General features: G+C 64.4%; 20 protein-coding genes and 1 tRNA gene. 7 read left to right on the top strand and 14 right to left on the bottom strand.

Going from position 1 to position 18,544, the window contains the following annotated elements; translation table 11 throughout:
* Positions 1-2: 2 nt before the first annotated feature.
* Positions 3-320: a DUF167 family protein gene (locus FJ946_RS09430; protein ID WP_140554805.1), complete on the bottom strand. Its 318-nt coding sequence runs from the start codon at positions 318-320 to the stop codon at positions 3-5.
* Positions 321-333: 13 nt separating this feature from the next.
* Positions 334-624: a YggT family protein gene (locus FJ946_RS09435; RefSeq protein ID WP_140492518.1), complete on the bottom strand. Its 291-nt coding sequence runs from the start codon at positions 622-624 to the stop codon at positions 334-336.
* A 136-nt stretch (positions 625-760) separates the two neighbouring features.
* On the opposite strand from FJ946_RS09435, the gene FJ946_RS09440 reads away from it, so the two are divergent.
* From FJ946_RS09440 to FJ946_RS09465, 5 genes are all read left to right on the top strand, one after another.
* Positions 761-836, top strand: a tRNA-Ala gene (locus FJ946_RS09440).
* A 324-nt stretch (positions 837-1,160) separates the two neighbouring features.
* Positions 1,161-1,907 carry a helix-turn-helix transcriptional regulator gene (locus tag FJ946_RS09445; RefSeq protein WP_140492521.1) on the top strand — a complete coding sequence of 249 codons (747 nt, stop codon included), beginning with the start codon at positions 1,161-1,163 and terminating at the stop codon, positions 1,905-1,907.
* Between the two features lie 399 nt (positions 1,908-2,306).
* Positions 2,307-3,401: a SagB/ThcOx family dehydrogenase gene (locus tag FJ946_RS09455; RefSeq protein WP_246673017.1), complete on the top strand. Its 1,095-nt coding sequence runs from the start codon at positions 2,307-2,309 to the stop codon at positions 3,399-3,401.
* 69 nt (positions 3,402-3,470) lie between these two features.
* Complete coding sequence (locus FJ946_RS09460; protein ID WP_140492525.1) at positions 3,471-3,722, top strand: hypothetical protein; 252 nt, start codon at positions 3,471-3,473, stop codon at positions 3,720-3,722.
* Between the two features lie 236 nt (positions 3,723-3,958).
* On the top strand, positions 3,959-4,282 hold the full coding sequence (locus FJ946_RS09465) for a hypothetical protein (RefSeq protein WP_140492528.1): 324 nt from the start codon (positions 3,959-3,961) through the stop codon (positions 4,280-4,282).
* A 74-nt stretch (positions 4,283-4,356) separates the two neighbouring features.
* On the opposite strand, the gene FJ946_RS09470 is transcribed toward FJ946_RS09465, so the two are convergent.
* From FJ946_RS09470 to FJ946_RS09485, 4 genes are read right to left on the bottom strand one after another with little or no spacing between them, the layout of a single operon-like run.
* On the bottom strand, positions 4,357-5,301 hold the full coding sequence (locus FJ946_RS09470) for an energy transducer TonB (RefSeq protein WP_140563924.1): 945 nt from the start codon (positions 5,299-5,301) through the stop codon (positions 4,357-4,359).
* Positions 5,298-5,765 (bottom strand): TonB system transport protein ExbD, encoded by a 468-nt coding sequence (gene exbD / locus FJ946_RS09475; protein WP_140554807.1) that lies wholly within the window; start codon positions 5,763-5,765, stop codon positions 5,298-5,300. Before exbD ends, FJ946_RS09470 begins: the two co-directional genes overlap by 4 nt.
* Before the next feature lie 12 nt (positions 5,766-5,777).
* Positions 5,778-6,698: a tonB-system energizer ExbB gene (gene exbB / locus FJ946_RS09480; protein ID WP_140563925.1), complete on the bottom strand. Its 921-nt coding sequence runs from the start codon at positions 6,696-6,698 to the stop codon at positions 5,778-5,780.
* Positions 6,699-6,753: 55 nt separating this feature from the next.
* Positions 6,754-7,545 carry an ATP-binding cassette domain-containing protein gene (locus FJ946_RS09485; RefSeq protein ID WP_246673018.1) on the bottom strand — a complete coding sequence of 264 codons (792 nt, stop codon included), beginning with the start codon at positions 7,543-7,545 and terminating at the stop codon, positions 6,754-6,756.
* Positions 7,546-7,763: 218 nt separating this feature from the next.
* Between FJ946_RS09485 and FJ946_RS09490 the strand changes: the two genes are divergently transcribed.
* Complete coding sequence (locus FJ946_RS09490) at positions 7,764-8,450, top strand: isochorismatase family cysteine hydrolase (RefSeq protein ID WP_140563927.1); 687 nt, start codon at positions 7,764-7,766, stop codon at positions 8,448-8,450.
* 117 nt (positions 8,451-8,567) lie between these two features.
* Here FJ946_RS09490 and FJ946_RS09495 read toward each other — a convergent pair whose 3' ends face one another.
* Together FJ946_RS09495 and FJ946_RS09500 are read right to left on the bottom strand one after the other, a co-directional pair.
* On the bottom strand, positions 8,568-9,515 hold the full coding sequence (locus FJ946_RS09495; RefSeq protein WP_140563928.1) for an LLM class flavin-dependent oxidoreductase: 948 nt from the start codon (positions 9,513-9,515) through the stop codon (positions 8,568-8,570).
* A gap of 137 nt (positions 9,516-9,652) precedes the next feature.
* Positions 9,653-9,808: a hypothetical protein gene (locus tag FJ946_RS09500; protein ID WP_140492547.1), complete on the bottom strand. Its 156-nt coding sequence runs from the start codon at positions 9,806-9,808 to the stop codon at positions 9,653-9,655.
* 292 nt (positions 9,809-10,100) lie between these two features.
* On the opposite strand from FJ946_RS09500, the gene FJ946_RS09505 reads away from it, so the two are divergent.
* On the top strand, positions 10,101-10,868 hold the full coding sequence (locus FJ946_RS09505; protein ID WP_140492551.1) for an SDR family oxidoreductase: 768 nt from the start codon (positions 10,101-10,103) through the stop codon (positions 10,866-10,868).
* Between the two features lie 43 nt (positions 10,869-10,911).
* On the opposite strand, the gene FJ946_RS09510 is transcribed toward FJ946_RS09505, so the two are convergent.
* The 6 genes from FJ946_RS09510 to FJ946_RS09535 form a co-directional block, all read right to left on the bottom strand.
* A complete protein-coding gene (locus FJ946_RS09510; protein WP_140524643.1) occupies positions 10,912-11,856 on the bottom strand; it encodes an ABC transporter permease in 945 nt (314 codons plus the stop codon).
* Entirely contained in the window at positions 11,853-12,908 is a 1,056-nt protein-coding gene (locus tag FJ946_RS09515) for an ABC transporter permease (RefSeq protein WP_140563929.1), read from the bottom strand. The genes FJ946_RS09510 and FJ946_RS09515 overlap by 4 nt, the downstream gene beginning before the upstream one ends.
* Positions 12,908-14,398 (bottom strand): ABC transporter ATP-binding protein, encoded by a 1,491-nt coding sequence (locus tag FJ946_RS09520; RefSeq protein ID WP_140563971.1) that lies wholly within the window; start codon positions 14,396-14,398, stop codon positions 12,908-12,910. The genes FJ946_RS09515 and FJ946_RS09520 overlap by 1 nt, the downstream gene beginning before the upstream one ends.
* 258 nt (positions 14,399-14,656) lie before the next feature.
* Complete coding sequence (locus tag FJ946_RS09525) at positions 14,657-15,688, bottom strand: BMP family protein (protein ID WP_140492560.1); 1,032 nt, start codon at positions 15,686-15,688, stop codon at positions 14,657-14,659.
* A gap of 150 nt (positions 15,689-15,838) precedes the next feature.
* Positions 15,839-17,044, bottom strand: coding sequence for a 3-oxoadipyl-CoA thiolase (gene pcaF / locus FJ946_RS09530; protein ID WP_140492563.1), 1,206 nt, complete (start codon positions 17,042-17,044; stop codon positions 15,839-15,841).
* A 199-nt stretch (positions 17,045-17,243) separates the two neighbouring features.
* Complete coding sequence (locus FJ946_RS09535; RefSeq protein ID WP_181167597.1) at positions 17,244-18,542, bottom strand: FAD-binding oxidoreductase; 1,299 nt, start codon at positions 18,540-18,542, stop codon at positions 17,244-17,246.
* Positions 18,543-18,544 lie beyond the last annotated feature (2 nt).

Raw genomic sequence — 18,544 nt, forward strand, 5'->3', positions numbered from 1 at the left:
CTTCAGGCCGAAGCACTGAGTGCCTCGATGCGCTGCATCAGCACCTGGGGTTCACCCGTCACGCGCAGCGTCTTGAGCCGTGCCGTGCCGCCGGCGACAACCGAAACGGCCGAGGCCGGCACTCCAAGCGTCTTGGCGGCCAGCTTCTCCAGCGCTTGATTGGCGGCGCCGTTTTCGGGTACGGCGCGAACCCGTGCCTTCAAATGGCTTCGCCCATCAGCCGATCTCTCTATGCCTTCGAACCTGTCCATGGAAGACTTCGGTGTCAGCCGGACGAACAATTCGATGCCGTTCTCGCGGATGCGGAACGGGGCACTCATGCGAGCATCGGGTTCACAGCACCAGCGGTGCCACGGTGGTGAGCAGGAACTGCCTGAGGAAGAACAGGATCAGCAGCAGGATGATCGGCGAGATGTCGATACCGCCAAGGTCCGGCATGAAACGTCGGATCGGCCTGAGCGCCGGTTCGGTCAGCCGGTAGAGCATATTGCCGATGCTGCCGACAAACTGGTTGCGCGAGTTGACGACGTTGAAGGCATAGAGCCAGGAAAAGATCGCCGAGATGATGATGACCCACCAATAGAGGTCGAGCGCCATGACGATTGTTTGAATGAGGGCGAGCATGCCGGTCTCCAATTGTTGCCGACATGTAGCCATTGCGCGCGAAACCGGCAAGGGCAGGCTTCGGCCGCCAGGATTTCGGCAAAACGTCGCCTTGACAGAAAACTGCCGTGCCCGATAAATGCGCCATCCGCTGGACGGGGCTGTAGCTCAGCTGGGAGAGCGCGTCGTTCGCAATGACGAGGTCAGGGGTTCGATCCCCCTCAGCTCCACCAGCGGGATAGTCGTTTTCTTCTCTTCGCTGCATTGCAACAGCCGAAGCCACGTCGGTGGCTACGGTGCGAAATGTCACGACACTGGCGCCCTTTTCCGTCCATCATGAAGGATTGCGAGAGCCTTCCGGGGCAAACGCCTGTCAATTGGACTTATGGCGGTGATCGCTATGGAATCGCGCTATTTTTTTTGGAATCCACCCCATTAGAGTGGCATTACCAAATCAGTTTTTCTGTGTGTTGTAGCAAGGCGTTTCGGCGGGGGCGGCTGAAGGCGCTATACGGATTTGGAAGTCGATATGAAGAACCCGCCCGCGGAAGCAAAACGTGTCAATTCGCGAGTATCTCGCTGCAAATCTCAGACGGCTCTGTAAGGAGCATGCCTCGGTGAGCGCGGTATGCCGGGAACTGGGCATCAATCGCACGCAGTTCGAACGCTACCTTCAGGGACAGACTGTTCCGAACAAAGCGACAGCCAAGCTGATCTGCGACTATTTCCGCATCGACGAAGCCGAATTGTACCGGGAACCGGGCGCGCCGAAGCCTGCGGTTCGCGGCCTGCCACCGATTTCCGAAAGCCTGTTCAACCAAATGATCCGGCCGCCCGCCCCGTCGATCGCGGGCGGCACCTACTTCACCTATTTTTCGATCCCGGCCCGCCCCGACCTGTTGATGCGGTCGGTGACCTTCGTGCGGCGCGACGCCGAGCTGGTGACGTTCCGAAGGGTTACCGGATGGTCGGAGCGCCGGGGAACGACATGGGCGCGGGCGCGCGGCAATCATTACGGCGTGGCGATCTCGCGCCTGAACTGGATCTACTTCAGCGGCGTCAATCGCCGCCAGACCGGTGAACCATCGCTGATCTCGGTGCAGTGGGCTCCCATCTCGGAACCGGTACTGATTGGCAAGGCCATGCTTCTGACGGAAGCCGGGCCGGCCTTCGTGTCGGTCATCATGCGGCAGGACGTATCCATCGGCCCGCGGCAGGCGATCCGCATGGCGCACGTCGTCAAGCTCGACGACCCGAGCCTCGACCACCTCGTGGTCAGCCTCGCTCGGGACGGGCTGGACTGATCGCGTCAGAATCTTCCCTTGTTACGCTAAATAAGAATAACTCTATCCGTAAATAGCGTATGCCGGGAGTCATCTACTCCGTATACGAGTAAAATCGATTTTTTGTACTTTATGACTAAGAAAGATAATTTAGATTAATGCAGTTTTACTACCATTTTAACAAACCATTAACTCTTTCGATCTTACCTTCCGCCCGTGGATCCCGTTTTGGGGATCTTTTCAAGAGATCCCATTGGGGTCAGGAAGGGATGAAAATGGCGAAGAAAGTGAACACTGCTCCGAAGCTGACGATTGCCGCAGGCACCCAGACCGTCTTCTTTTCGCAGGGCATGCACTACAACAAGCGCTGAGCTGCCCGAGGCGCCGGCGACGGTTGTTCGTCGGCGCCTCGCCTTCGCAATGACATTTCTGCATTCGGCTTTCGGCATCATGAAAATGCGCTCCGCAAAAACGCTTGTCTTCTACCCCGACGCCAACAAGGTCACGGCGTGCAATTTCCTGACCAGAAGCGTCTTCGAATGCAGTTCCGAGGTGATCGGTCTTCTCGCATCCTGGGACAAATGGGCATCCGCCGCGGAGATCGCGCGGGACCACGGATGGTCGCGATCAGAGCTGGATGCCGTCATCCCCCAATTGCTCGATTTTTCCGCACTGGTGACCGCCGGGTCGCAACTGGCCGAACAGGAGAGCCAATTCTCGGGACAATGGAACTGGGGCATTCCGACCGCGCTGATGCATTTCTGCGTCCAGGACAGCGAGTTCATGACCATCGAACAGGCGGAGGCACGGCAGATCGAACGCGCCGGTCACACCGTGCAGCCCGACCTCGTGCTCAGGAATTCCGCGGCGGCCATCCGGCTGCCGGACGCGCTGGACGACAATGAACTCATTGCCCTGATGGCCCAGCGTCGCACGAACCGAACGGCGGCGGCGCCCACCATCACCGCGAAACAGCTTTCCGACTGTCTGTTCGCGGGCATGGGCATCACCGGCGAGACCAGCAACTGCGTTGGCGCCCTGCCGCTGGGCATGACCCCTTCCGGCGGCGCGAGAAACCCCTACGAAGCCTATGTGGTCGCGCCGGCGGTGGAAGGGCTGGAGCCCGGCGTCTATCACTACTCGGCTGTCGGACACGATCTTGAAAGGATTTCGGCGAACCACCTGCCGAAAATCTCCGAGCTGGTCGGCGGACAGGAATGGGCCGACCCCATGCCCTGCCTGGTCCTGCTCTGCGCAAGGCTCGACCGCACCATGTGGAAGTATGAGGACGCCAACGCCTATCGTGTCGTGCTGATCGAAGCTGGCCATATCGGCCAGAACATGATGCTTGCAGCGACCAGGCACGGCCTGTCGGCCTGCCCGACCGCGGCGCTCAGCCACTCGGCGATCAAGCGCTTGCTCGGCCTCGACCGGCTCACCGACGCGCCCATCTACGCCTTGACCCTGTCTATCCCGGAAACCAATCCGCGCCTGGCAGCGCGGTCAATCAATTAGCCGATTGATTATGTTCAGAGTGCCCGGTGAGGGGGTCCCCTGAATTCCACCACATCACAGGAGCAGCACGTGGCCAACCAATCCCTACGCCAGTCCGAGATCGATAGTCTCCAATATATCGCGTCGATGGCCAATGAGCTGGTGCAGATGGCCGAAGCAAGCCGTTTCCCCATGATCTCCTATCTGCTGGGCATGGCTTATGCCGAGGCCTTCGACGTCCTTCGCGGCGCCCGGCCGGCGAGGCATCCGCAGCTCAGCGGCAATTCGATGCACCCCAGGACGCAGGCGAAAGACAATCGCGTCCAGCCGAGGAGGGCATAGCCAGATGCAGCCATCATCTCTGTGGCGTGCCCCGGGACGTGCGCGGCAAGGCCTGCTGCCGTCCTTCAGGAAGGCCGCCGTCGGCTTGACCGCATCGAGATGGCCGATTGGTTGGAACACGCGGGCGCAGAGGCAACATCATCCAAGGCCGGCCGATGTCGCCGCGATCGCTGCAATGATCGCCCGCAGCCCGCCGAACCGGCATTTATGCACGACGACCTGAGGGGAACCCACAAATGAACATGATCGCAGCCATCAAAAGCGCCGATGCCGGTGAAAGTGTCTTCAGCCGCCTCCATGCCCTGATCGCCAGCCGGCCGGCATCGCCGGATGCGGCGCGCCTTCAAGCGCGCCAACTGGTTTCCACGGCGATAGCCGACACCTGGCACGCCGACAGTCTCTGGGGCGCGGTGGATGCCTTCCATGCCCATTTCGACTTCATGATGCAGACCATCGAGATCAACGGCGCCGGCGATCCGAACCTCAGGATCCTGCGCATGAGATGCCGCTTCTACCTCGAGCAGGTCGAGGCCCTGTGTCTGTCGATGAGCTATCGGTAGGCCGACCGTTCGACCTTGCTTTGATCCGTGGACGTCGTTTCTCCCGAACCGGGTTCAGTCTTGGGCGGCATGCGTCAATTCCGAAGGCTGAATACGAATGGCGCCGTGCGGCTGACGCGCGAACCCAGCTCCGGCGGCGGCGGCGGCACGGTGGCGCCCTGCAGCACGGCGAGCGCGGCGCGGTCGAGGTCGGGATCGCCCGAGGAGCGGACGACGCGCGCCGACGTCACCCGGCCTGAGGCGTCCACCGTGAAGGTGACGTTCGCATTGCCTTGCGAGCGTCGCGATTTCGCGGCGCTCGGATAGCGCGTATGCCGCTTGATCCATGACAGCAGCCGCGATTCCCACTTGGCCGGGCTGACGCCGGACGCCCCGGACGCCGATTTCGGCGCCGCTGTCCTGGGGGCGGGCTTTGCTTCCGCGCTCGCGGCGGTTATCGTCTTCGGCGGCGCCTTATCCTTTTTCGGCTTGGGCTTCTCGACCGGCTTTTTCACCGTGGCCTGGACGGGTTTCTTTTCCCTGGGCGTCTCGACCGGCTTCGGCTGCGGCAGCGGCACGACGACGTCAGGCGCGACCGTCTCGACCATGTCAGGGACGATCTCTTCAAGCGGGGGTTGGTCGGCCGGCTCAGCCCGCGTCGTTTCAGTCGGTTCGGTCGTGTCAGGCGGCGTTGCATCCGGCTCGGCAACGGGCTCCGCTTGCTCGGCCATTTTCTCGGGCTCGGCTTCGGCGGCCTTTTCGGTGTCCTCGACCGGCTCGGCCTGGTCGGGCACAGCGGCGTCCAACATCGCGGCTTGTTCGGGCACGGCCGGCGTCGCGACCATCGGCGCCATCTCGATGGCCAGCGCCGGCGGCGCCCCGCCATCCGCCGGGTCGACCGGAGTGAAGCTCTGTACCGCATAGGCGACCGCAACATGCGCCCAAAGCACCAGCGCGGCCGCAACCGCCCACAGGCCGAGGTCGCGCCAGCCGAGGCGCGACAGCTCCACCGTGGGCGAGGCGGCCGCTTGCCCGGTCATGGACCAGCGGCTCCGCCTGGATCCGCTGCGGGAGCACCGCCGGCGGGCGCAGCCTCCAGGCCGACCAGGGCGATCTTCAGATAGCCGGCGCCGCGCAGCAGGTTCATTGCCTCCATAAGGTCGCCATAGGCAACCGCCTTGTCGGCGCGAAGGAAGATGCGCGTCTGCTTGTCGCCTTTGGTCCTGCCGTCCAGCGTGGCGGCGAAAACCTGGCGCGGCACGGTGTCATTGCCGATCGCCAGCGAGAGATCATCCTTCAACGTCAGGAACAGCGGCGTCTCCGGCCGCGGCGCCGGCGTCGCGGTCGAGCCCGGCAGGTCGACATTGACATCAACCGTCGCCAGGGGTGCTGCGACCATGAAGATGATCAGCAGCACCAGGATGACGTCGATGAAGGGCGTGACATTGATCTCGTGGCTTTCCTCGAGATCGTCGTCCATGGCTTGACGGATGCGGCTGCCCATGGTCTTGCCCCGCTACTGCGCCGCCAGCGCCGTTGCCGGCGCCACCGTGCGGAAATCGAGGTCGCGGCTGACCAGCCGCTCGACGCCAGCCGAGGCGTCGGCGAGGATCTGCCGGTAGCCGGCTATCGAGCGCGCAAAGACGTTGTAGATGACGACGGCCGGTATCGCGGCGACGAGCCCCATTGCGGTGGCGAGAAGGGCTTCGGCAATGCCCGGCGCCACCACCGCCAGATTGGTGGTCTGCGCCTGCGAAATGCCGATGAAGGCGTTCATGATGCCCCATACCGTGCCGAACAGACCGACGAAAGGCGCGGTCGAGCCGATCGTCGCCAGCAGGCCGGTGCCGCGCGACATGCGTCGCGCCGCCGCCGCCTCGATGCGTGTCAGGCGCGAGGCGACCCGTTCCTTCAGCCCGTCGCCGCCGGCATGGTCGAGCGCGCCGGCCGAAAGTGCCGCTTCTTCCTCCGCCGCCCGCACCAGCAGGGCGCCGGTGCCGCCGTTGCGGCCGAGCGCGCGGCTCGCCTGCTTCAGCGTCGCGGCATTGCCGATGGCCCGCGCGGCGCGACGGGCGCCAAGCTTGCCGGCAAGCACTTCCAGCGACTTGGCCAGCCATATCGTCCAGGTGACGAGCGAGGCGAAGGCCAGCCCGATCATCACCGCCTTGACGATGATGTCGGCAGCCATGAACATGCCCCCTGGCGACAGATCATGCGGCAAGCTCAGCGCCGGCGAGGGCTCGGCCGCCGTACCGGCCCCGGCTTGCGGCTGTGCAGGCGCTAGGGCTCCCACGGGAGCGGCGGGCGCGGCCGGCGATGGTGCTGGCGCCGTAATGGTAGCGGGCGTGCCGCTTGCCGGCTGCTCCTGCGCCGGCGCGCTGGCGGCCGCCAGCATGGCGGATGCAAACAGCGCTGCGACCAAACCGGTTCTCGACATCGTCTTCTTCCTCGTTCTCACAGCCGCCGGTCTCCCCCGCCGTGGCGCTGAAGCGTCACTGGACGTAGCCGACGGGCTGGCCTGTGACGGGGTGCGCGAACACACCCATCTCGACCCCGAAAATGCCGTTGAGCACATCGCCTTGCATGATTTCGCCGGGCGTGCCGCGCGTCAGCAGCCTGCCGTCCTTCAGGGCAATCAGCTCGTCGCAATAGCGCGCCGCCATGTTGGGATCGTGCAGCACCACGACGACGCAAAGGTCGCGCTTGCGGCTGAGATCCCTGACCAACCCAAGCACCTCGACCTGATGGGCGATGTCGAGCGCCGAGATAGGCTCATCGAGCAGCATGACGCCGGCATTCTGCGCCACCAGCATGGCGAGCCAGGCGCGCTGGCGCTCGCCGCCCGACAGCTCGTCGACCAGCCGGTCGGCAAAGCCGGCCATGTCGGTCAGGGCCAGCGCTTCCTCGACATGCCGTCTGTCGTCCTGGCCGAAGCGGCCGAGCGCGCCATGCCACGGATAACGTCCGAGCGCCGCCAACTCGCGCACGGTCAAGCTGGTCGCCGCCGGCGTCGTCTGCGGCAGATAGGCAAGCGCCCGCGCCAGTTCGCGCGCACCCCACTGGGCCAAAGGCCGCCTGGCGAAGGTGATGGCGCCAGAGCTTGCCGGCTGCTGGCGCGCCAAAAGCTTGACCAGCGTCGACTTGCCGGACCCGTTGTGGCCGATCAGCCCGTAGACGCGCGCGCACTGCAATTCGAGCGAAACCGGACCGAGCAGCGTCCGCTCGCCCACGGCAAAGCGCACCGCGTCGATGTGGAAAGCAGTCTGGGTGTCAGTTCCGGTCAAGGTCCGTCTCCAGTACGGCTGCGGGCATGTCATCAATCCGGTTTTCGGCAACCGTGCCCGGTTGACTATGAAACATGACTTTAATAGTCAACAATGAAGTTGGGTTTTTGCATCAACAAACATCGTGACGCCTGATGCCGCTTCGAATTTCAGGCAAGGAAGCGTTTCCGTGAAGCGATGAACCGCTCTAAGGTCTTCGCTGAAACAGGAAACCGCGCATGATCAAGGCGACACCCTTCGATTTTCCCTATGACGGCAGGCTGGTGGCCGAGAACACCGCGCTGGTCGTGATCGACCTGCAGCAGGATTTCCTGTCGACGACGGGTTACTTCGCCAGGAAGGGATATGATCCGTCGCCGTTGAGAGCGATCCTGCTCGCGGTGAGCCGGCTGATCGCCGCTGCCCGCGAGGCGGGCGTCAGCATCGTCCATACAAGGCAGGGCTACCGGGCCGACATGGCCGACATGACGCCTTACGAGAAATGGCGCCGCAGGCGGGCCGGCCTCGACGGCACCGAGATCCTGCTTCGTTCGGGTCCGGGTTTTCAGATCGCTCCGGAGATCGACGTCGCGCCGCAGGACATCATCGTCGACAAGACCTGCAACGGCGCCTTCACCTATACGGATTTCGAGCTCGTGCTGCGCGCGCGAGGCATCACGCATCTTCTGTTTTGCGGATGCACGACGGATGTCTGCGTGCACACGACGCTGCGCGAAGCCTGCGACCGCAACTTCCAGTGCCTGACGATCTCCGACGCCTGCGCCAGCGGCGACGGACGGGCACATGAGGCGGCCCTTCACATGGTGACGGTCGAAGACGGCGTCTTCGGCGTGCTGGCGGATTCTGGTGCAGTCATTGAAGGCCTGTCACGGCTGGGTAGCAAGGCGCTAAAGGATCAGGATTGATAGCGTAGCGCAAAGCAGCAAGGCGCGCAGATCATCGACTCGAACGGACAGCACCTCGTCCGTGGGCGACAAGTGATGGGACCGATCACTCCGAAATAAAAATTTCGTTTTCGCAGTTCAGCCCGTTGCCCGTGTTTCCAGTCCCGTGCGCTGCGCGAAAGCCCCATGCTGGAACTCGCCGCTTTCACGCCGCGCCAGCGAATTGCGCAGCAGCGCGATCGTCTCGCGGCCGACTGTCGCGATCTCGCGCGGCGTGTCGACACCGACGATCATGAATTCATCGATGCCGAGAGCCGCGTAAGCAAGCAGCGACAGGGCGGCCTGGGCCGGCGGACCGGAGACATCGACCGCCTTGTGCCCTGCCGAGGAAATTCCCCGGTGGATGCGGACCGGAAGGGCGAAGCGTAGTCTGGCGGCCCGGCCATGTTCGGCGGCGGCGCTGCGCACACGCTCCATCAACTGCCTGACATCGTCGATCGAACCGGGCGCCAGTTCGAAGACGTCGGCATGCCGGCCGGCCACTTTCAGTGCCGTGCCGGACTGCCCGCCCATGCGGATGACGAGGTCGGCACCATGAGGCCCCTTGCGCGGAACATAGCCGCCCTTGATGCTGTAGAACGCGCCTTCATGGTCGAAAGGCTGCTCGTTCGACCATAGCCGCTTCAACAGAACCAGATATTCGTCGATGCGCTGCCAGAGGACACCGTGTCCGACCGGACGCGCTTCGGCATCGTCGTCGCTTAACGGCTCGCTGATCATCCTGAGCGCCAGGCGGCCGCCGCTGCGGGCGTCGATCGAGGCAAGTTGCCGCGCCGCCACGGTCGGTTCGACCACGCCGGCCCAATGGGTGAGGACCACTTCCAGCGACGAGCTGCGGTCCAGCACCTGGGCGGCAAGATCCATATTGGTCAGCAGGCCGGCCGGATCGTCGACGACGAGGTTGCGGAAACCGCCATCCTCGATCAGCGCCAGCCTGGTCGCCGTCTCGGCAAAGTCGTAGAAAAAGGAAACTGCGCTATCGGCAGGATGGGTCTTGCCGGGCACATGCGTGAATTCGATCGGCATTGCCATCTCCTCCATCTCTGGAATCACGGATGCGGTCAAATACGAATCAATGGCGCACGCGAAAGCGCACCGCGATCCTGTTCATTCAACTCCGATTGCCTGAAGGCGGTGGGTCGTCAGTCTGGCCGGACCACGGCTCAGGGAATGAGGCCCAGAACAACAGCCCCGGTGAACACGAACGCAAGGGCAAAGACGACATAGGCGAAAGCACCGGCATAGGCCGGGCGGAAGCTCTGGGCATTGGCCAGCCTCTGGCCGCTGCTGCGGGTCTCGGTGTTCTGCATATAGGACATGTCGACCTCCGTCTCGCCGGTTAATCTATAAAAGTTGTAGACTTTGTCGATTGCTATTTTTCGGCCATGCGCAGAATTTTTTTCTAACAGCGCCGTGAGAACTGGCGCTGAGTTGCTGCAGAGCGGCATCGGCGTGATCGACGGACATGGCAGCGTCGGTTTCACTTCCGGCGCTCGACGGCACTTCACTTGCCGATCCATTCGTGCATTGGCCGCCCCGCGCGGGCAGGATAGCATCGCGGCAGAGCGACAATGCGAGATCGTCCAAAGGACATTTGGGAGGAGCAAGGAAATGGGAGCAAGACTGGCCGGCAAGGTCGCCATCGTTTCGGGCGGCGCGACGGGAATGGGCGGGGCGGCCTCGGAACTGTTCGCGGCGGAAGGCGCAAAGGTGGCGATCATCGACCGCAATGGCGAAGCGGCGGCAGCCACCGCCGCGGCGATCCGGGCGCGCGGCCAAATCGCGGAGCATTTTGTCGCCGACGTTTCCGACGAGGCGCAGGTCGAGGCGGCCGTGAAGGGCGCGGCCGAGAAGTTCGGCGCGGTTACCGTCCTGTTCAATCATGCCGGCACCATCGTGATAAAGCCGTTCCTGGAGACCAGCGTGCAGGAATGGGACTGGCTGCATGCCGTCAACGTGCGCTCGATGTTCCTGATGACCCGCGCCGTGCTGCCCGGCATGATCGCGGCCGGCGGCGGCTCGATCGTCTGCACCTCGTCGATCTCGGCGGTGGCGGCGACGCCGAACGAAGTGCTCTATGACACCACCAAGGGCGCCTGTCACATGTTCGCGCGCGCCATCGCCGTGGAATTCCGCGACCGCAACATCCGCTGCAACGCCGTCTGCCCCGGCTTCATCCGCACACCGCATGGGCTGCGCGAGGTCGCCGATCTGGGCAAGCTCGGCGTCGATGTCTCCGACGCGGCGCTGGCTGCGCAGCAGGGGCGGATCGGCGAACCGGAAGAGGTGGCAAAGGCGGCGCTGTACCTCGCCAGCGACGAATCGAGCTTCGTCAACGGGGCCCATCTGTTCGTCGACAATGGTTTTACCGCGATGTGAGGTGTCCCAAAGGTCCAGGGTCTTCGTCCCAAGCCCTACTCGTCTATCGTTCTTCCCGTCGAAACGGCTTCAGCAGCGCCGACGGCGCCACCGCGTTGCGCGACATCACCGCCATGGCGACGATGGTGAAGATGAAAGGCAGCATCAGGAACGCCTCGTAGGGAATATGCCCGAGACCACTCGCCTGCATGCGCAACTGCAAGGCATCGACAAAGGCGAATAGCAGCGCGGCGCCCGCCGAGCGCCACGGGTCCCAGCGGCCGAACACGACCAGGGCGATCGCCACCCAGCCGCGCCCCGAGACGACGCCGAAGGTGAAGGCGTTGAACTGCGCCATCGACAGAAAGGCGCCGGCCAGCCCCATCAGCGCCCCGCCGAGAATGACCGCCTGGAAGCGGGTGACAATGACGCTGACGCCGGCGGAGTCGGCGGCGCGCGGGTTTTCGCCGACCATGCGCACCGACAGCCCCCATGGCGTGCGGTAGAGCACGAAGGCGGCGATCGGGATGGCCAGGATCGCCATGTAGACCAGCGCGAACTGGTTGAACACCGCCGGCCCAAGCACGGGAATCTCGGAGAGGACCGGGATCGGCAGCGTCTGAAAACCCTTGATGCTCGGCGGCACCGATTGCTGGCCGAAGATCAGCCGGTAGAGGAAATAGGCCAAACCCGACGCAAGCAGCGTCACGCCGATGCCGCAGACATGCTGGCTTAAGCCCAGCGCCACCGTGAACAGCGCATGCAGCGCCCCCATCAGCATGCCGGTCAGCACCGCCGCCAGGACGCCCAGCCACAGGTTGCCGCTGAGGCTGGCGGCGGTGAAGCCGGCCATTGCCGACAACAGCATGATGCCTTCGATGCCGAGATTGAGCACGCCGGCGCGCTCGGAGAACATTTCGCCAAGCGTGGCGAAAGCCAAGGGCGTGGCGATGCGGATGATGGCGGCCAAGAAGCCGACCTGGAAGATCTGTTCGAACACCGCGCTCATCGGGCGGCTCCGACGCGGCGGATGCGATAGGCGGTGAACAGCAGCGCCACCAGCATGGCAAGCAGTGCCGTGCCCTGGATGACATCGCTGAGGAAGGCCGGCACGCCGGTCGCGCGCGACATCGCCTCGGCGCCGGTCATCACGGCAGCCAGGAAGATTGCCGCCGGCACCACGCCGAGCGGGTTGAGCCGCGCCAGCATTGCAACGACGATGCCGGAATAACCGTAGCCCGGCGAGATGTCGCTCATCACCTGAAAATGCACGCCGCCAACCTCGCCGACGCCGGCGAGCCCGGCTAGCGCACCGGACAGCAACGCCGTCGAGAGCAGCACCCGCTGGACATTGATGCCGCCATATCTGGCCGCTTCCGGATTTTCGCCGGTGACCCGGATCCGGAAGCCGAGCGTGGTGCGCACGATCAGGAACCAGATCAGCGGTGCCGCGATAAGCGCCGCGATGACGCCGAGATGCAGCCGCGTGCCCTCGATCAGCACCGGAAAATTGGCCGAATCCTCAATCGGAGGCGAGATCGGATAGCCGCTGAAACTATCCTTCCATGGCCCTTCGATCAGCGCCATCAGCGCGTAATAGATGACCGAATTGAGCAGCAGCGAACTGACGACGTCGTCGACCTTGAATTTCACCCGCAGCGTTGCCGGCACGAGCGCGACGGCTGCACCGGCCGCGGCGCCTGCCACTGCCATCAAAAGCATGGCGAGCGGTCCCGGCATCGGGATCGCGCCGACGAAGCAGCTCGCCACCGCGCCGGCAAGCAGTTGCCCTTCGGCGCCGATGTTCCAGAATTTGGCGCGGAAGGCGACAGCCACCGCCAGCCCGGTGAAGATCATGGGCGCGGCGCGCACCAGCGTTTCGGTGATCGCATAGCTGTCGCCGAGCGACGCCGTGAACATAACGCCGTAGGATTCGAGCACGCCGGCGCCGGCCAGCGCGATCAGGCCGCTGCACAGCACCAGCGCGGCACCGATCGCCAGCAGCGGCAATGCGAGGTTGAACCAGGCTGGCGTCGAGCTGCGGACTTCGAGGCGGAACATCAGCTATGGCCCTCCGCCCCGGTCATCAGCAGCCCCAGCCGTGCGATCGTCGCCTCGGCGCTGGGAAGCGTGCCGGCGATGCGGCCCTCATACATCACCGCGATGCGGTCGCAGAGCACGAGCAACTCTTCCAGATCCTCGCCGATGACGATGATGCCGCAGCCCTTGGCGCGCATGTGGAGGAATTTTTCATGGATGAAGCGGGCGGCTCCGATGTCGAGGCCGCGCGTCGGCTGCGAGACGATAAGCACCTTCGGATCGAAGGCGAGCTCGCGCGCCAAAAGCGCCTTCTGCAGATTGCCGCCGGACAGGGCGCCGGCGCGCGTCATCGGCCCGGGGCATCTGATATCATAGGCCTTGATCTGCGCCTCGGCGAAGGCGCGGATTGCATCCGGCTTGAGCAGGCCCTTGCTGCTGAAAGCGGCGGTGCCGATGCGCGGCAGCACCATGGAATCGGCGAGCGGCAAATTGGTGACCAGTCCCGTCGTCATGCGGTCTTCCGGGATGCGGCCAAGGCCCAGCGCCTGCACCTCGCGCGGCGAGAAGCGAGACACTTTCTGTCCCGCAATCGTCATCCGACCGGCATCGGGGGCGCGTACGCCCGAGATCACCTCCGCCAGTGCCCGCTGGCCATTGCCGGAGACACCGGCAATGCCGAGGATCTCGCCGGCGCGCACGGAAAGCGACACATCGCGCAGCGCCGTGCCCGAATGGCTCGAGGTGGAAATGCCGTCGAGAGTGAGCACCGCTGCCCCCGGTGTCGACGGCCCCTTGGCCGGCGGCACGATCTCGTGGCCGCACATCAGTCGCGCCATTTCCGCCGACGTGGTGTTGGCCGGATCGTCGACGCGGCCGGCGACGCGGCCATGCCGCAGCACCGTGCAGCGATGGGTGAGCGCGCGCACCTCGTTGAGCTTGTGCGAGATGAAGATGATGCCCAGACCCTGCGCCGCCATCGACCGCAAGGCCGAAAACAGCCCGTCGACTTCGCTCGGCGCCAGCACCGCGGTCGGCTCGTCGAGAATCAGCAGTTTTGCGCCGCGAAACAGCGCCTTGACGATCTCGAGACGTTGCTGCTCTCCGACAGACAGCGCCGAGACCGGCAGGCTGGGATCGAGTGTCAGCCCGTGCTGGCGGCTGATTTCAACCAACCGCGCCAGTCCGCCGGCGCGGTCGATCCGCCCGGATTTGCCTGGTATGCCGATAAGCAGGTTTTCCAGTACCGTGAGCCGTGGCGCCAGGTGAAAATGCTGGTGCACCATGCCGATGCCGGCGGCCAGCGCATCGGCCGAACTGGTGATCCGCACCTTCCGGCCCTGGATGAGGATCTCGCCGGCGTCGGGCGCATAGGCGCCGAACAGCACGTTCATCAGCGTCGTCTTGCCGGCGCCGTTCTCGCCCAGCAAGCCGAGGATCTCGCCGGGCGCCACGCTGAGGTCGACGGCTTCGTTCGCCTTGACGGCGCCGAAGCTCTTGGTGATGCCGTGCATTTCGATGAGCGGGGCGGGCGTCGGCAAGAGTACTCCTGATCGGATGGGCTTACGATTCGGCTTGACCGATAGGGATGCGCTGCACCCCCCTCTGGCCTGCCGGCCATCTCCCCTCAACGGGGGAGATCGGATGTCACCCCTCGGCTTTCGCCAATTCCCAATTTGACTAGCCGGCGAAGCTGCCAATCTCCCCCTTGAGGGGAAGATGGCCGGCAGGCCAGAGGGGGGCGCTTAGCACCAACTCCTAAAGACCAGAACTCAATCCGAAACCGGTGTGTTCTCGTCCACGTCGACGCGGAAATTGCCTTCGAGGATTTCGGCCTTCTTCTTCTCGACCATGTCCTTGACCTCGGCCGGCAGCGTCTTGTCGAACTTATGGTAAGGCGCCAGGTGAGAACCGCCCTTGGCCATGCGCGAGAAATCGCCATAGTCCTGCGCCGTGAAGACGCCGGCCTTGACCAGTTTTATGGCTTGTTCGACGGTGGGATACATATCCCAGACCGGGCCGGTAATGACGGTGTCGGGGCCAAGGCTCGACTGGTCGGACATATTGGAGATGGCGTAGATCTTTTTCTCCACCGCCGCTTCGATGACACCGAAGCGCTCGGCATAGATGACGTCGACGCCGGCGTCGATCTGAGCGACGGCCGCCTCCTTGGCCTTGGGAGGATCAAAGAAGGAACCGATGAAGGCGACCTTCTTCTTGATGTTCGGATTGACCTCCTTGGCGCCGGCGAAGAAGGCGTTGACCAGCCGGTTCACTTCCGGAATGCCCATCGCCGCGACGGCGCCGACCGTGCCCGACTTCGACATCTTGCCGGCGATCATGCCGGAGAGATAGGCGGGCTCGTGGATCCAATTGTCGAAGACGCCGAAATTGGGCTCCGCCGGCCCGGCGCCGGAGCCGAACAGCCAGGCAGTCTTCGGGAACTGCTTGGCGGTGCGGCGCGATTCACGCTCGGCGGCGAAGGCATCGCCCAGCACCAGTTCATAGCCGCCCTGTGCATATTCGCGCATGACGCGGCTGAAGTCGGCGGTCTGCACCTTCTCCGACCATTTATACTCGATGCCGAGTTCCTTCTCGGCCTTCTGCAAAGCGACATGGATCTGGTTGTCCCACGGCTCCTCGATGGGCGTGGCGAAGATCGCCGCTACTTTCAGCTTCTTGTCCTTGGCGAAGGCGGCGCCCGGCAGCATCGCCGCGGCCAGGCCAAGCGCGCCCAGTTCCAGCACGTTGCGCCGCGAAAGGCCTTCGCGCGTTGAATGAGATTTGTTCTTCCGGTTTTCCATTGCAGTCCCCTCTGTTCGACAGCCGTGTCGAGCCGGCCGTTCTAAAAATCAGACGAGGAACTATGGAACGGGTCCGGACTTTTGTCCACATGGTCAAATTTGGCAGATCGATCATATCCACTCTCCTGGACTAGCCGGGAGAGCGGTTGTTCAGACCCGTTCGAGCGCGATGGCGATGCCTTGGCCGACGCCGATGCACATGGTCGCCAGCGCATAGCGGCCGCCGCGTTCGCGCAGCTCCAGCGCCGCCGTGCCGGAGATGCGCGCGCCCGACATGCCCAAGGGGTGGCCGAGCGCTATGGCGCCGCCATTCGGGTTGACGTGCGGCGCATCCACCGCGATGCCGAGCTGGCGCAGCACTGCGATGCCTTGCGAGGCGAAGGCTTCGTTGAGCTCGATGACATCGAACTGTTTTGGCGTCAGGCCAAGCCGCGCGCACAGTTTTTGCGTCGCCGGCGCCGGGCCGATGCCCATGATGCGCGGCGCGACGCCGACGGCGGCCCCGCCGAGGATGCGGGCGATCGGCGTCAGGCCGTATTTCCTGGCCGCCGCTTCCGAAGCGACGATCAGCGCCGCCGCCCCGTCATTGACGCCCGAGGCATTGCCGGCGGTCACCGTGCCGCCTTGCCGGAACGGCGTCGGCAGCTTGGCCAAGGCCTCTATCGTGGTGCCAGCGCGGGGGTGCTCGTCCTTCGAGACGACAACCGGATCGCCCTTGCGCTGCGGAATGGTCACCGCGGTTATTTCCTTGGCCAGCCGGCCATTGGACTGCGCGGCGACGGCCTTGTCCTGGCTGCGCACCGCGAAAGCGTCCTGGTCCGCGCGGGAAACCGAAAAATCCTCGGCGACATTCTCGCCCGTCTCCGGCATGGAATTGACGCCATACTGACTCTTCATCAGCGGGTTGACGAAGCGCCAGCCGATCGTGGTGTCGTAGATCTCGGCATTGCGTGAAAACGCCGTCTCGGCCTTGGGCATGACGAAGGGCGCCCGGCTCATCGATTCGACGCCGCCCGCGATCATCAGCTCGGCCTCGCCGGCCTTGATTGCACGGGCGGCGATGGTCAGCGCATCCATGCCCGAGCCGCACAGGCGGTTGACGGTCGAGCCGGGGATTTCCTTCGGCAGGCCGGCCAGCAGCAGCGCCATGCGCGCCACGTTGCGGTTGTCCTCGCCGGCCTGGTTGGCGCAACCGTAGACAACGTCGTCGACCGCCTGCCAGTCGACGCCGGCATTGCGCTCGATCAGTGCCTTCAGCGGAATGGCGCCGAGGTCGTCGGCGCGTACCGAGGACAGCGAGCCGCCAAAGCGGCCGATCGGCGTACGGATATAGTCGCAGATATAGGCTTCGGCCATGTCAGTCAGCTCTCCCGTTTCCCTCATGCGCCGCCTTGGTGCGACGCGTGCAGGTCGCGCAATGTCGTAGCTCGGTTCGCTTGGCGCCGGCATTTCGTCAAGCGCCTGCGCGAACTTAACCACCCAGCCACAGCTCTCCTGCCCCTGCTGGCGAATCACGCTTGGATGCAGCGCCACGATCAGCCGGTTGGCCGCGAGCTCAATGCTTCATCCGATCCCTCATCGCATACCACAGCATTCCCAGCACATAGAGCGGCCCGCGCAGCGCCGTGCCTCCGGGGAAGGGCATCGGGGTCAGCGTCGAGAACAGGTCCAGCCGCGAGGCGTCGCCGGTGATGGCTTCGGCGAGCAGCTTGCCCGACAGGGTCGACAGGATGACGCCCTTGCCGGAATAGCCGTGCGCGTAATAGACCTCGCCATAGTGCCCGACATGCGGCAGTCGCGACGTCGTCACCGACACCAGCCCACCCCAGGCATGGTCGATCCGGCAGCCCTTGAGCTGCGGGAAGGTGCCTTCCATGTGCGGCCGCACGAAACCGGCAATATCGGCCGGCGGCGACGGCGTGTAGCGCTCGCCGCCGCCGAACAGCAGGCGACCGTCGGCCGACATGCGGTAATAGTTGACGACGAAGCGCGTGTCGGACACCGCGACATTGGCAGGAATGACGTTGCGGGAGCCATCCAGCGGCTCGGTGGCGACGATGTAGTTGCCGACCGGCATGATGCGGCTGTTGACGCGCGGCTCCAGCCCATTGAGCAGCGCGTCGCCAGCCAGCACGACATGCTTTGCGCGCACCGATCCTTTTGACGTCGAGACCCGGATCGAAGGCTCGCGCTCAAGCCGCACGGCCACCGAATTCTCGTGGATGACGACGCCGGCCGCGCTTGCAGCGCGGGCAAGCCCGAGCGTGTGCTTCAAGGGATGCATGTGGCCGCCGAGCGGCTCGTACATCGCGCCGTGATAGGGCGTGTCGACCTTGGCCCGGGCCTGCGCCGCCGACAGGATCTCGACGTCGCGGAATTTCATCACGCTCTCTAGGCATTTCGCCTCTTCCTCCAAATCCCTGAGATCGGAGCCGTTGACCGCGCCGACCAGATGGCCGGTCAGCCTGAGATCACAGTCGATCGTATGGCGCTCGATAATGTCGAGCACCAGGCTGCGCGCCTCGAAGGCGAGATCGAACAGCGCCTTTGCCCGTTCAGGCCCATAAAGCTTGACCAGGCCCTTGGCGCCCTTGCGCAGGCCGGGGATCATCTGGCCGCCATTGCGGCCCGAAGCGCCCCAGCCAATCTTGCCGCCTTCCAGCAGCACCACCTTCAACCCGCGTTCGGCGGCGTGAAGAGCGGCCGACAGACCGGTGCAGCCGCCGCCGACGACCACCAGGTCGGCCTCGACATCGCCGATAAGTGCCGGATGGTCCGGCGCCGGATTGGCGGTGGCGACATAGTAGGACTTGCCGATGTCGAGACCGGAATTGAAACCCGTTGAAGATGCCATGA

The sequence above is a fragment of the Mesorhizobium sp. B2-4-7 genome, from assembly GCF_006442685.1.
Classification (GTDB): Bacteria; Pseudomonadota; Alphaproteobacteria; order Rhizobiales; family Rhizobiaceae; genus Mesorhizobium.